A 13,584-nucleotide genomic window follows, 5' to 3' on the forward strand; every position below is an offset into this window, starting at 1 on the left:
AGCGAAGCCTGAACCGGGCCTCGCTGTGCCACGTAGCCTGATTGATCATGAGCCGGTGCCCTGCTTCACGCAGGCGCCGGTTTTTTTATCCGCGATGCAGGCGGAAATCCACTTCCGCCGGACGTCCTTCGAGGCTTAGCGTCGCGCGGGCCGCGGGCGCACGGCTCACTATCTTGCCGCGGCGCACGACCGCCAGCCGCGCCGCGCGCAAACGAATGGCTTCGACGGGATCGCGAGCATCGAGCACGACGCAATTCGCTTCGCAGCCGGGCGCGATGCCATAGCCCTCCAGTCCGAGGATGCGCGCCGCGTTAACCGTCACCGCGTCGAAACACGCGTGCATCGCATCGACACCCGTCATCTGCGCGACGTGCAACCCCATGTGCGCCACTTCGAGCATGTCGCCGGAACCGAGGCTGTACCACGGGTCCATCACGCAATCGTGGCCGAACGCGACCGTGATGCCCGCAGCCATGAGCTCCGGTACGCGCGTCATGCCGCGCCGCTTCGGATACGTATCCGAGCGGCCTTGCAGCGTGATGTTGATCAATGGATTGGCGATCGCCGCGACGCCGGCCTCGCGCATCAATGGCAGCAGCTTGCTGACGTAGTAGTTGTCCATCGAATGCATCGACGTCAGATGCGAGCCCGCGACGCGTCCATGCAACCCAAGCCTGTGTGTCTCGGCCGCGAGCGTTTCGATGTGGCGCGATAACGGATCGTCGGATTCGTCGCAATGCATGTCGACGCGCAGCCCCTGCTCCGCTGCGTATTCGCACAACATGCGCACCGACTGCGCGCCGTCGGCCATCGTGCGTTCGAAGTGCGGGATGCCGCCCACGACGTCGACACCAAGCGCAATCGCGCGCTTCAGGTTGTCGAACGCCTCGGGGTTGCGTAGCAGGCCGTCTTGCGGAAATGCGACCAGTTGCAGGTCGAGATAGGGTGCGACGCGGCGCTTTACTTCGAGCAGCGCTTCGACAGCCAGCAGCCGCCCGTCGCTGATATCGACGTGGCTACGGATCGCCAGCAGCCCGCGCGCGACCGCCCAGTCGCAGTACTGGAGCGCACGTTCAATCAACGCGTCCTGCGTGAGCTGCGGTTTGAGTTCGCCCCACAGCGCGATGCCTTCGAGCAGCGTACCCGACGCGTTCACGCGCGGCAGACCGTATGAGAGCGTCGCATCCATATGGAAATGCGGGTCGACGAACGGTGGCGTGACGAGCGAACCGGCCGCGTCGATTTCTTCGGCGGCGATGGCGGCGAGATGCGGCTCGACGGCGACGATGCGGCCGGCTTCGATGCCAATGTCGACCGGGCCCTGCTGCGCTTGATGCGGCACCGTTCCGCGCGGCAGTACAGCACGACGGATGATCAGATCCATAGGTCTCTCCACATTGTCTGTCTGCGATTCTATCGGCACCAGAAACCGCGTGGGTCACATGGATGCACCGGAGTCACCGTCATCGTGCTCATCGGCATGATCGAGCACCTCGGGCTCCGCATCGTGTGCCACATCATCGTCGAACAGCGTGAACTGCCCAGGCTGCGCAGCGTCTTCCTCTTCGAGGCGTACGCCAACACCAAGCAATCGCACCGCCAGGTTGCGACGAGCGAAGCCCTTTTCGAGCAACGCGAGCAGTGTCGGCACATGCGTCGCATCGCCGACGCATTCCACGGTTGTGCGCTGAAAGTCGGCAAAGCGAATCTTCACGAACAGCTTGCGCACCGCCGGCCCGGCCTGCGCGCGTTCGATCCGTTCATCGAGCAGCGCAGTCAGACGCCGCACTTCGTCCGCGCATTCATCGAGCGTCGTGAGGTCGGTGACATAGGTCGTCTCGACACTCACCGACTTGCGCTCCTGATCGGCGCGCACCGGCCGTGTATCGATGCCGCGCGACAGATCGTACAGACGCTTGCCGAACACGCCGAAGCGTAGATGCAGATCGATCAGCGACCAGGCGCGGACATCCGCGCAGGTGACGAGCCCGAGCTTTTCGAGCTTCGCCGCCGTCACCTTGCCGACGCCGAAAATCTTGCGCACCGGCAGCGCGGCGACGAACGCATCGACTTCGTGCGGACGCACGACATGAAGGCCATCGGGCTTGTTCCAGTCCGACGCGATCTTCGCGACGAACTTGTTGGGTGCGACGCCGGCCGATACCGTCACGCCGACCGTATCGCGCACGCGCTGGCGGATCTCGCTCGCCATCAACGTCGCACTGCCCTTGCAACGCGTAGTGTGAGTCACGTCGAGATAGGCTTCGTCGAGCGACAGCGGCTCGACGTCGTTGGTGTAGTCGCGATAGATCGCCATGATCTGCCGCGAGGCGATGCGGTATTTCTCCATCGCCGACGGCAGGATCAACAGATCCGGGCATTTGCGCATGGCGAGTGCCGACGACATCGCCGAATGGATGCCGAAGCGGCGCGCCTCGTAGTTGCAGGTAGCGACCACGCCGCGATGTTCCGGTCGCCCGCCCACTGCCAGCGGCCGGCCGCGCAACGACGGATCGTCACGCATTTCAACCGACGCGTAGAAACAGTCGCAGTCGCAATGGATGATCTTGCGGACAAGCGAAGGTGCAGCCGGGACCGAGGGAGAATCGAGTGGGTTCAAGATGCCGATACTGTACAAAAACACAGTGATATTTACAAGATCGGCAAGAACGGCCCGCTACCTCAGCAGCATCCAGTCTGTGCCGACTGAGATTCCTCCCCTGCCCTGAGTAAACTCATTGGTCAGCCATAGACTCGTGTACACGATGGAGCTCAAGTCGGTGGCAGAGCGCTCTAGCAGAACGTCGACTGCTCCATCTGCGTCGAAATCCCCCGCGACGATGGCCTGACCAGTTGCCGGCAACTGACGTCGCAGGAAAATCTGCCCAAGTTCGATGCGACCGGAGTGCTCGTTCTGAAAGTCGGGCGAGAAAACCGTCATGCCAAGATCGCCGGTTGTGGGCTTGTACCAGACAATATTCGCGTAACCCAGTCCCCGCGAATCGCCGACACCGGCGATGACCCAACTGGAATCGAAAGTACTGGAGACATGAGGCCAGTGCTCGTCGTAATAGCTCGTCGAATTCGCGAAGAGCACAGACGATTTGAAGTCTGCGCTCCGCGGTGTGGTGTCGCCGCTGCCGAAACTGAGGATCTCCACATCGCCTTCGGAATTGCGCAGCAGGATGTCCGAATAGCCGTTTTGATCGAAGTCGCCGACCCATGCGGTATTCCAGTCCGATGGCGTGCCCGGGCGAACCGCTTGAACGCCGAGAATTCGCTGGCCATCCATCAGCAATACCGTTCCCGTTTGCGTCGTGAAGTTCCAGATGAGAATGTCGGAGCGCCCGTCGTCGTTGAAATCGCCGACCCCAACGACCCGGTCGCCCGCTTTCAACGTGTACCCAATGGGGTAATAACCTCCCCCTAAAGGCAACTCCAGAGGATGCGCGGGATCTTTCCAGATTCCCAACGCTCCATCGCGGGAGAACAGTACGCTAGCGTAGCCGTCGCCATAGAAATCCCCGATGGCCTCCTCCTTAAACTCCGCTGTCAGTTGCGGTTGGTGCAGCGTCACGGATTTATATTGGAGTGAGGGAGCAGCAGTCGGATCAACGATCTGTGTCAGAAAATCCGTTGGATTCTGCGTATTTCTCCACAACGGATCGTAGGTGACGTTTCCATTCAGACTCATCGTGCGATTGGCACTGAAGGTCACGGTGGGATACTCGGGAAGCGCCGTGCCGGCAACGACAACACTCTCAAAGCGCAGATGTGAAAGCTGATGGTGCGGGTCGTAACTCTGCAACAGGTTCGGGAGTTTTTGCGCGTCCGCTACCTGAATGTTTCTGAATAGCAGATCGTCGATTCCCGCGAGATCGCCGTTCTTTTTCGACCAGGGGCTCGGCCGCACGGCCAGACTGAAGAGCCGGAAGCTGGCGTTCTCCACGCGCAAATCATCGAACAGATAGTGCCGGAGCGTTCCCTTGCCGCCCTGGTGAGCCGAGAAAACCGCCCCCTCCATGCTCTCGGCAGCAGTTTCGGTGCGGATCACATCCGAATTCCTGACGACTACGTCATGCACGTCGATGTTGAGGTTGCCGCCCATCGTATCGGAGATCTCGAATGGAGCCGACGTGCGTAGTTGCCAGATCGTGCAGCCGGTGACGAGCAGGTTCGAAGAATTCAGGTGAATGGCGCTGTCGCCTACTTTAAAAAAGCTATTGCGCAGGACACTTCCATGATCGTCCGAGCCGTAGGCGGCCGCAACGCCATCGGTGTTGCCGTGCCACCCGATGATCTTGACGTTGTCGATAACGTTGCGCGTGGCGGTATTGTCCTTGCCATCGCTAAAGGTCTTGTTATAGCCGCCGAGCGCTATGTTATAGAGCGGGGACTGGATCAACGTAACGCCCTCGATGTGTCCTAAGGTTTCGTTGGGAGCCGAGATCATCGGCACGCAGTTCGGATCGCACTCGCTCTTCTGAACGTTTTCCCCCGAGACGATGCCTCTACCGCGAATCGCCCAGTTGGATGCGCCATCTGCAACCTGGAAGAATCCTTTGACGTAGGCACCGCCCGCCAGGTAGACCACCTCGTCGGATCGGATCACGTAGGGAGTCGTGCCAAGATCATGTACACCGGGTCCGAAATAATGGACACCGGCCTTACTCGATTGCGGCACGTTCGCTTCAGGCGGGTTGGCGAAAATAAGAAGCGGGTTACTCAGATCGACATTCGACTCCGTGCAGGTCGAGCCGGACGTACAGAAATCCACTGCGTACTGCCCTGGGTGACTGACGGTAAAGCGAACCGTCGACCCCTCGACTGTGACCGGGATTCGCTCATGGCTCGGAAGGACGCGAGCGGCGGTAAAGGGCTTCCGGTTTGTGATGGAGACGGTGACCGGATCGCCAGATGAGAAACTCGTCCATGCAGTCGATTGCTCTTCCGTGGAAGAGGTGGGTTGACCATTCAGTTGGCCATTCGTGAATCCCGGATTCTGCGTCTGATATACAAACGAGTCGTGCGGGTGACCGTTCTGAATGATCTGTACCGCGTATTGCGGCGATGCGGAAATACCTGGGGGCCCCGGATAGACAGTGACGGATTCCGCTCGAGCCAATGCATTTGAACTCTGTCCCAAGGCAATCGCCACAGCGGCGAGGGAACACAAAACCATTCGAAACGCTCTTGCACGAAAATACCGCTTGCTAACCATTTCCGCGCACTCCTCGAATTCACGATATCCATGATGTTAGGCCGGGACACGTGTCAATTGAGAGGTGGGAAATTTAATTTCTTTGTGCTTTCAATACGTTACGAGACGCTTGCCGGATTACACACAATGAAAAACCCAAGAGCCGGATTGATATCCAACTCCTGGGGCTCAGTTCACAGCAGCCTTTCTTACAACGGATGGCAACCTGATTGAAGCGCTCGCTTGCGCCGGGTTGCCAACCTCAATGCCTGTTATTGGGCCGGCGACGCTACGCCCGGGGTCGCCAGTGTGTTGTGGCTCCCGGGAATGTTGGTGAGGGACGTCGAGCTATTCGGTAGGCTCGCGTTCTGCGAGCTCGTCCCGCTGTCCGACTTTGCGACGCCCGACGTGCCGTAACCACTGCTCGTCGTATTGGCAGCAGCAGCCGGCGACACGACGCTCGGCCTCGCCAGCGTGTTGTTCTGTGCATAAGCACCGCCCGACAGCGCGAGTGCGGCGACGGCCGCGATTAGTGTGCTGGTTGTCTTGTTCATAACCCGTTCCTCCTAGATTGGACTGGAATTTCGACGCAAACGAGCCATTGATATTGCTTCATGGCGCTCGTTATACGCCTGGCTTTTGGTAATCAAACTCGCAACCGTTCGGTGCGAAATCGAGCCCATAGCACGCCACACCAGTTTAGGAGCGCAACCGCCAATAATTAAGCGCGTTATTCGCAAGGATGAATTTCAATTTTTGGGCTTACTACCAATGCGAGAGAAGCGCATAGGTGCCCACCCGCTCTTGAGGCGGACACCTATGGTTGAGTTGACTGCGAGCCCGAAGCGCTGCCGATCCAGGCAAGTCCCTATACGATGGCTACCTTCTCGGGATTATCAGCGGCATATTTGATCTTTACCTTATCGCCGGCGCGTGGCACGGCAATACGGGAGACCATCGTCTGGATGTTGACGTCGTAGGGTGTGCCGCTTGCGGGGCTGACCGTCATATGAATCAGGACGATGGGACTATTGTTCACTGTTGCCCCGGTGTCCTGCACGGAAAGGATATCCGCAGTACCGTCCAGTCCGGTTTGAATCAGTTGTAGTCGCTCCTGTTGTCCCGCTAGCGCATTCTGTCCCACGTCCATGACGCCGGTCATTTTGTCGACAAATCCTTTACCCATAAAAGTCTTTGTCATGAAGCCAGTTAATCCGGAGTTCAGCGTCTTCTTGTGATCCTCCATTGCGCCTACGGGGTCTGTTTGCGCCTTCGTTATTGCATCCTGGATTTTCTTGCCGATACCAAACATGGTGTGCTCCTCTTCCAGTGATCCTTGATAGAGTGCAGGCTCAGACCGTATTGCAGCTTCGTCGAACACATTGCCGGTGAACGGTCCGCGAATGCATTCTATACGCCATGAATTACCACGTCGGTAATTTCGATTTTGATGGTTAGCCAATCGAAAGCTAGCGGGTCGATTTTTCGTACAGCGACCAGACATAGCCGCCGGGTTCCGGCTCTGGGTAAAGTCCCACGCGGATAAAACCAAGCGATTCGTAATAGGCGCACAGTTTTGCGTTGTGGACGGCGCAGTCGAGTCGGACGAGGTTAGTCGCGACAGGCCACCTTCTTCGCGTGTGCATCATTGCGGATTTGCATCAGAGCCGGCACATCCCCTTCCCCTGCCCTGCGGATGATTCTTTGCGTCATCGCTAATCCCTTTGATAACCACGCGGGAGCGAATGTTAGCAATGCGCCCTTACGTAGACCCAACCAGTCGTTAGATTTTTGATCCCCTGGCAAGACCGAGTTTTTCCATTGCCTCATGTGCATCGATCACCAGTGTGGCAATCTCGCCCACCGTGACGCGGAGACTTGTCGCTCTCGAGCGAATGTGCTCGTACGCTGCATGTTCGCTGAGCTGGTGTGCCTCCATGAGGATGCGAATGGCCTTCTCGATATGGCGTCGCGCCTTGATCGCCTCCTCAAGCTTCGCGACCTTGCTGTGCAATCGCTGTTGATAGCCCGAGGACGCGCGAGCGAGCACCAGGGTGCTCAGGATGCCAGTGGAACGGTAGGGCTTCGTGATGACTCCGTGCGCCTGCGAATCCACCAGCATTTTTAGCGCGGTTGGATTTTCGTAGTCGGACAACGCGATCAAGGTTGCTTCAGTATCGGCCGCACACCAGTTTCCCGCACTGCGGGTCTCCGGACCGACAAGAAAGAAAATCACGTCGACATCGGCCGGAAGTTGCGACGGAAACGGCCAGAGCACGCGCACCGGGCAACCGATGCGACGCAACTGCTCCTCCAGAACAACGCGGTCATCGCCCGGTGGGTGAATCACGAGGACGCGCAACGTGCGCAGATCGTCGAAGAGCCGACGGGCCCCCGTGCTCATACCGATTCTCCGTCGAGCCAGAATTCCGCGAATCCGTAGGATGTCAGATAGGGATCGGGTTTGATCGGACCTCGCCCCTCCCAGACTACGTCGAACGAGCCGTCTTGCCGGCACACGGCAATACGTGGCGTCAGGATGGCGTGATTGTTCTCCGGGTCGATTTTCAGCACCCCCTCGGGCGAATCGAATTCGACTGCGTACACCGCCTCCACCAGCTTTGCGGTATCGAGACTTCCGCTACGGGCCAACGCCAGCGCGAAGAGATGCATCTGGTTATACGCCATCTCCGACCACATGCTGGCCGGTTGCTCGCCAAATCGCGCATGCCACAATTTCAGAAACCGCTGATTACTCGCGAGGTTCAGCGTGTTGACGTAACTCGCCGAGATGATGTGACTGCCGCACAGTTCAGGCCCAATCATCCGCGTTTCGCCTTCCGTCATTGTCAAGCTTGCGATCGGAATCTGTACGGGATCGATACCATGCTCGCGATATAACCGATAAAACGCACGCGCACCGCGCCCGATCAACGTGGAGAACACTACGTCGGGCTCGACGCTCTTGATTTGCCGCACCACGTCTTCCAACGCAGCTGGATCCGCATCGCTCGGCAGATAGAGCTCTTCCACGATTTCGCCACCATGCTGCTCGACCATGTCGCGCATGATCCGGTTCGATTCTCGCGGATAGATATAGTCTGCGCCAACCAGAAAAAAACGACGGCCGTGATTGCGCAGCAGATAGGCGGCCAGCTGCATGCTGTTCTGGTTCGGCACCGCACCGGTGTAGATGACGTTCGGCGAATACTCAAACCCTTCATAGATCGAGCAATACCAGAGTAATGCGTTGGTGCGTTCGATCACCGGCAAAACCGCTTTTCGGCTCGACGAAGTCGAACAACCGAAAATCACGGTTACGTCGTCGTCCTGCAACATGCGCGTCGCGAGCCGACGGTATTCGTCGGGATCGCTCTTCGGGTCATAAACAACGGGATCGAACAGGCGCCCGCCCACGCCGCCGGCCGCGTTCACTTCCTCGATGGCGAGCACTGTGCCGAAAAAATGCTCCGATCCAGTCGCCGAGGCCATCCCCGTGCGCGAGTACAACACGCCGATGCGCCATCGGTCTTCCTCATGCGTCACGTTGGCGGACTGTCGCGAGCTTGCCTCCATTTCGTCTCCTCCTTGCATCGACTCGTCGCTCCTCAGGTCGCCGGGAAACGTCCGACCGCAGCAGCGATCGCCTGCTCGGCGAATGCAGCGGCGTCGAGGCATCGGGTGTCGTCCCAAGGGCGGCAGATCACCTGCACACCGATCGGACCGCCTCGTGTGCCTCCCAATCCGGGCACGTTCACGCACGGGCAGCCAAGCAACGTCCAGTTGCGATTGAATGCGGGGTCGCCCGTCGACGCGAAACCATCGGGCGCTTCGTCGGGTGCACTCGGCGTCAGCAAACCCGTGATGCCGTCGAACAGCTCGCTCAGCCTCGCCTTCGCCTGTTCCGCCAGCACACACGCCTGAACGTAAGTTCCCGTATCGACTCGCCCGGCACGCTCGAGAAAACCGGCGAGCAGCGGCGATAGACCGGCACGATGATGATCGTACTCGAACCCCAACGTCTGATACGCCTCATAGCTCTGGATCGTATCGTGCGCAGCGACCAGGTCTGCCATCCAGGGCGCGAAGCGCACACGCTGCACGCGACCGCCCGCTTGCTCGATGGCACGCACCGCCATGTCGAGCACGCCGCTCGCATTCGCCGACGGTGCGGTCCATGGATAGCTGTCCGGCACGCCGAACACCGGGTTAGCGGTCACATCCCCCGGTGCGAGTTGCCGGCCCGACAGGACCTGTGCGAGGTAAGCCACGTCACGCACACCGGCACCAAACAGACCGACCGTATCCAGCGACCACGAGAAGCACTTCATGCCGACGGTCGGCAACATGCCGAGTGTGGGCTTGTAGCCAGCGATGCCGCAGAACGACGCGGGCCGGATGGTCGAGCCTCCGGTCTGCGATCCGATCGCGAAGGGCACAATACCGGCTGCCACGGCCGCGGCCGATCCGGATGACGATCCGCCGGGGGTGCGCCGCAGATCGCACGGATTACGCGTCGCCGGCGGCGCCATGTACGCGAACTCGCTGGTAACGGACTTACCGATGACAATGGCGCCGTTCCGCCTCAATAGCGTGACAATCGCGGCATCGGACTTCGGCTGATGGTTTTCGTAAACTGGCGAGCCGTAGCTCGTGACCAGACCGCTCGTGTCGAAAATATCCTTCACCGCGACAGGTATCCCGGCAAGCGGACCCGTTGCCTGCGCAGCCGCGGTCAACATCGACTCGCGGTGCGCCATGGCCGCCATGGCCCTCACCTCCTGCTCGACCTCCTCGATGCGTGCAAACGACTCGAGGAGGGTTCGATCGCGTCCGCGGGACCCATTGGCAGTTTGCCTGAGCAGGTCCAGTCCCGAGCGGGGTCGATAAAGTGAGTTTGCGTTCATCATGTATCGCCTGTCGTCGTGGTTGTTCCAGATATCAAACGCGCAAGTGCTCGAAGATCGATGCCAGTGCCGCTTCATCTTTCGCGTCGCCGTGCTCGACGATCTCACCTTGTTTGAGAACCGCGTAGCGATCGGCAACCTTCAGCGCAAAGGGAACATTCTGCTCTACCAGCAGCAACATGGTGCCGTGGCGGCCGCGCTCCCATAACAGCGCATCGGCGAGACGATCGATCACGGACGGCTGCAACCCCTCCGTAATCTCGTCGAGCAGAATAATGGCAGGACGCATCATGAGCGCGCGTGCCACCAGCAGCATCTTCTGCTCGCCGCCGGAAAGCGTGCCTGCCAGTTGCTTCAGTCGACTTGCGAATACCGGGAACACCGTCTCGATCCCGGCAAATCGTTCGTCGAACGTCGATGCCCTCTCGAGCCCAAGACGCAGATTGTCGCGGATGGTGAGATCCTGAAACAGCGCATGTTCCTGAGGCGCGTAAGCAATACCTTCTCGCGCGATCTGGTGAGGCGCCATGCGTGTGATATCCCGCCCTCGCATATGGATGGCGCCGGCGTTCTTCGGCAGATAGCCCATGATCGTCCTGAGCACCGTCGTCTTACCCATGCCGTTCTTGCCGAGCAGCGCGACGGCCTCGCCGTCGGCAACAGTCATCGACAGCTTGCGCAGTACGACCGAAGCCTTGTATCCGCTCGTCACGTCCTGCAACTCCAGCGCGATCTGATTCATGTGGCCTCCTGCTGCCGGACGTTTGAGCCCGCCGCAGCGCTTTGCGCGGTCCCCGCATAGATCGTTCCGACCAGCTCCGAATTGACTACCTCGTCGAAGTTGCCTTGCATCACGATACGCCCCTGATGCAGGACGACGATACGTGTGGCAATCCCGGCAACGAAATCGAGGTCATGTTCCACCAGCAGACAGCAAAGCTGATACTGGTGAGCCAATGCGGCAAGCACATTGCCGATTTGCGTGCGCTCCGTTTTGGTCAAACCTGCCGTGGGCTCGTCGAGCAATACGATACGTGGCTCAAGTGCAAGCACCATCGCCAGTTCCAGCGCCTGCTGTTGCCCATGCGACAGATCCTTCGCCACGGCACCCAGTCTCTGATCGAGATGAGTCATACGAAGCACCTCGAGCGCATAGGGCGGCAGCGCCAGCGTAGCGGAGCGCCGCAGGAGCGATGGCCGCTCGATGATGGTGCCCGCGATTCTCAGGCACTGCGCAACGGTCAGCGTCTCGAAGATATTTGCGTTCTGGAATTTGCGCCCCAACCCGAAGTGCACGCATCGGTCTGGCGGCAATTGCCGGATATCGTTGCCACATAACACAACCGTGCCGGCGGAGCGTTCTGCGCCGTCGCTCATGCAGCGCATGAGCGTCGTTTTGCCGGCGCCATTCGGGCCGATGAGGCCAACCAGTTCACCTCCATCGGCATCCAGGTCGATGCCTTGCAGCACTTTCAGGCTACCGAAATGTCTGGCAACGCCACTCATCTGCAGCGCGGGCGCTGACAGCGCCTGCTGATGAACCGCGCGAGCGGCACGCGCTACCAGGTCCGGTTCGGCGCCGTTATGCGCAAGATGGCGCAACGGCTTTAGCAACAGCGGCGCCAGACCTTGCGGCAACAATACGATCACGGCCACAAACGCGGTGCCCAGAATCAGTTGCCACGCGAATGGCATGCTGCCGCTGAGATAGGCGGTCCCGACATTGATCAGAAGCGCGCCGATCACCGGCCCCCACAACGTTCCCCTGCCGCCGAGGGCGACCCATATGATCAGTTGCGTGCCGAGGACAAAGCCGGTCAGCTCAGGCGCGACCACGCCGCTGAACGATCCGTAGCCGAATCCCGCGAGACCGGCGATGACTGCGGTTGCAACCAGCAGGACAATCTTTACGAGCGACGTATTGATCCCGAGGTACGAGCAGCGTGATTCGTTGTCGCGAATTGCAGCCAGCACACGGCCGCCGTCGCTACGCACGAATAGCCACGCAATCGTGGCGACGGCCAGTAGCGCCGCACTGGCGAGCCAGTACCAGGCCTGCAGCGAAAGGTCGAAGGTCTCGTAGCCGGTGAGTCCCGAACTCGAGCCGGTCCACGCGCCGCCGGAGAGCAGCGCCTGGCTGAGAACGATTGGCAATACAAGCGACATCACGGTGGCAAAAAACGGCGACGCGCCGCGATAGAACGACAACCAGCCGAGCAACGCCGCCACGGCAGCGGTCGCGGCGATCGACACCCCAAGCGCCAGCATCACGTAACCCACCGAGAAGCCACCGTGCGTAAAGACGAGCCCGGCGGCATAGGCACCGAGACCAAAAAACGCTGATTGCCCGAACGTAAGATATCCGGTGTATCCCCACAGGATATCTACGGTCACGGCCACGATCGAAAAGAAAAAAGCCTGAATGAGAACGTTGAGCAGGTACGGGCCAAAAACAAGCGGACCCACGGCCAGCAGCACGACTGCCAGACTACCGGCCAGCAGCAGACCGCGTCGGTGCACGGTTCGCCGGTTGCGCGCCTGCCCATCGCCGTGCGCAGTTGGACCACCGGTTCGATCAGGCGATGCGTCGACTCTAGCCATGAGAGAACCCCTTGGGACGAATGCGCAGCGTAAGCGCGGCCAGCACGGCAATGGTCAACCCGCCCAGCACTGGACTCACAAACGTGCTGACCAGCACCTGGCAAGCGCCGAATATGAGGCACGTCGCCAGCAGGCCGGGCATCGAGTGACCTGACACCATGACCAGCATGAACGCGCTCACCAGCCACGGCAGTCCCATGTCGGGGTCGACGCTCGACAGCGGCGTAATGAGCGTGCCGGCAAGAGAGCCGAGCGCTGCACCCAGACTGAAGGTGATGAAACGGATGCGGCCCGAATGAATGCCAAGACCTCGCGCCAGATCCTCATTCATGATCACCGCGCGCGTCTTGATGCCGAAGCGCGTTCCGGTGAGGAGCAAGGTCATGAGGCCGCACAGACCGAGCGCGACCGGAATCAGCAGCAAACGATAGGCTGAGTAATCGGTGCCCGCGATGGTGAAGGCTCCTTTGAGCGGCGCCTCCACGAACTGCACCTCGCGACCGAAGGCCATGACGATCAGTTGTCCAATCACGATACCCAACCCCCAGGTGGCGAGGATCGCGTCGAGCGGACGCTTGTAGAGCGGACGCACGATCACCTGCTCGACAAGCATGCCCGCGACGATACCCACTACGATCGCGAGTGGCAGGCCGAGCCACGGATTCAGCTTGAGCTGCGTCACGACGAAGCTCGCGTATGCACCTATCGTCAACAGTGCCCCATGCGCGAAATTGACGATTTTCATCACGCCGAAAATCACCATCAAACCTGCGGTCACGATGAACAGCACCGCCGCCGTGGTGAGAATGTCGAGTGCCAGAACCATTTTCTTCTCCAGTCCCATCCGCCTGTACGCCACCGGTCGATACGCATCCG

The 13,584-nt window shown here is 59.9% G+C and carries 11 protein-coding genes; all 11 read right to left on the reverse strand.

What is annotated here, in order from left to right; genetic code table 11:
- Positions 1–85: 85 nt before the first annotated feature.
- The 11 genes from M0D65_RS12180 to M0D65_RS12230 all read right to left on the reverse strand — a co-directional run bounded on the left by M0D65_RS12180 (position 86) and on the right by M0D65_RS12230 (position 13,534).
- On the reverse strand, positions 86–1,384 hold the full coding sequence (locus M0D65_RS12180) for an amidohydrolase family protein (RefSeq protein WP_091014315.1): 1,299 nt from the start codon (positions 1,382–1,384) through the stop codon (positions 86–88).
- A 54-nt stretch (positions 1,385–1,438) separates the two neighbouring features.
- A complete protein-coding gene (gene dinB / locus M0D65_RS12185) occupies positions 1,439–2,623 on the reverse strand; it encodes a DNA polymerase IV (RefSeq protein ID WP_245811543.1) in 1,185 nt (394 codons plus the stop codon).
- A gap of 54 nt (positions 2,624–2,677) precedes the next feature.
- The gene (locus M0D65_RS12190) at positions 2,678–5,182 is read right to left on the reverse strand and encodes an FG-GAP-like repeat-containing protein (RefSeq protein ID WP_170275836.1); all 2,505 of its coding nucleotides are present in this window, start codon (positions 5,180–5,182) and stop codon (positions 2,678–2,680) included.
- A gap of 290 nt (positions 5,183–5,472) precedes the next feature.
- Complete coding sequence (locus M0D65_RS12195; RefSeq protein WP_091014321.1) at positions 5,473–5,754, reverse strand: hypothetical protein; 282 nt, start codon at positions 5,752–5,754, stop codon at positions 5,473–5,475.
- A 314-nt stretch (positions 5,755–6,068) separates the two neighbouring features.
- Positions 6,069–6,512 carry a hypothetical protein gene (locus M0D65_RS12200; protein WP_266252867.1) on the reverse strand — a complete coding sequence of 148 codons (444 nt, stop codon included), beginning with the start codon at positions 6,510–6,512 and terminating at the stop codon, positions 6,069–6,071.
- A gap of 471 nt (positions 6,513–6,983) precedes the next feature.
- Positions 6,984–7,604 (reverse strand): ANTAR domain-containing response regulator, encoded by a 621-nt coding sequence (locus M0D65_RS12205; protein ID WP_091014329.1) that lies wholly within the window; start codon positions 7,602–7,604, stop codon positions 6,984–6,986.
- A complete protein-coding gene (locus tag M0D65_RS12210; RefSeq protein WP_091014333.1) occupies positions 7,601–8,776 on the reverse strand; it encodes a transporter substrate-binding domain-containing protein in 1,176 nt (391 codons plus the stop codon). The genes M0D65_RS12205 and M0D65_RS12210 overlap by 4 nt, the downstream gene beginning before the upstream one ends.
- Before the next feature lie 32 nt (positions 8,777–8,808).
- Positions 8,809–10,110: an amidase gene (locus tag M0D65_RS12215; protein ID WP_091014336.1), complete on the reverse strand. Its 1,302-nt coding sequence runs from the start codon at positions 10,108–10,110 to the stop codon at positions 8,809–8,811.
- Positions 10,111–10,141: 31 nt separating this feature from the next.
- Positions 10,142–10,849 (reverse strand): ABC transporter ATP-binding protein, encoded by a 708-nt coding sequence (locus tag M0D65_RS12220; protein ID WP_091014341.1) that lies wholly within the window; start codon positions 10,847–10,849, stop codon positions 10,142–10,144.
- A complete protein-coding gene (locus M0D65_RS12225) occupies positions 10,846–12,708 on the reverse strand; it encodes an ATP-binding cassette domain-containing protein (RefSeq protein WP_091014344.1) in 1,863 nt (620 codons plus the stop codon). Before M0D65_RS12225 ends, M0D65_RS12220 begins: the two co-directional genes overlap by 4 nt.
- A complete protein-coding gene (locus M0D65_RS12230; RefSeq protein WP_091014347.1) occupies positions 12,701–13,534 on the reverse strand; it encodes a branched-chain amino acid ABC transporter permease in 834 nt (277 codons plus the stop codon). Before M0D65_RS12230 ends, M0D65_RS12225 begins: the two co-directional genes overlap by 8 nt.
- Positions 13,535–13,584 lie beyond the last annotated feature (50 nt).

This window comes from Paraburkholderia sp. CHISQ3 (assembly GCF_030464945.1).
GTDB classification, from domain to species: Bacteria; Pseudomonadota; Gammaproteobacteria; order Burkholderiales; family Burkholderiaceae; genus Paraburkholderia; species Paraburkholderia megapolitana.

What these genes read in the sequence shown, in the direction of transcription:
- M0D65_RS12190 (WP_170275836.1), bottom strand. Translation starts at nt 5,182, where the DNA reads ATGGTTTTGTGTTCCCTCGCCGCTGTGGCGATTGCCTTGGGACAGAGT.
- M0D65_RS12215 (WP_091014336.1), bottom strand. Translation starts at nt 10,110, where the DNA reads ATGATGAACGCAAACTCACTTTATCGACCCCGCTCGGGACTGGACCTG.
- M0D65_RS12200 (WP_266252867.1), bottom strand. Translation starts at nt 6,512, where the DNA reads ATGTTTGGTATCGGCAAGAAAATCCAGGATGCAATAACGAAGGCGCAA.
- M0D65_RS12225 (WP_091014344.1), bottom strand. Translation starts at nt 12,708, where the DNA reads ATGGCTAGAGTCGACGCATCGCCTGATCGAACCGGTGGTCCAACTGCG.
- M0D65_RS12180 (WP_091014315.1), bottom strand. Translation starts at nt 1,384, where the DNA reads ATGGATCTGATCATCCGTCGTGCTGTACTGCCGCGCGGAACGGTGCCG.
- M0D65_RS12210 (WP_091014333.1), bottom strand. Translation starts at nt 8,776, where the DNA reads ATGGAGGCAAGCTCGCGACAGTCCGCCAACGTGACGCATGAGGAAGAC.
- M0D65_RS12230 (WP_091014347.1), bottom strand. Translation starts at nt 13,534, where the DNA reads ATGGTTCTGGCACTCGACATTCTCACCACGGCGGCGGTGCTGTTCATC.
- M0D65_RS12195 (WP_091014321.1), bottom strand. Translation starts at nt 5,754, where the DNA reads ATGAACAAGACAACCAGCACACTAATCGCGGCCGTCGCCGCACTCGCG.
- M0D65_RS12205 (WP_091014329.1), bottom strand. Translation starts at nt 7,604, where the DNA reads ATGAGCACGGGGGCCCGTCGGCTCTTCGACGATCTGCGCACGTTGCGC.
- M0D65_RS12220 (WP_091014341.1), bottom strand. Translation starts at nt 10,849, where the DNA reads ATGAATCAGATCGCGCTGGAGTTGCAGGACGTGACGAGCGGATACAAG.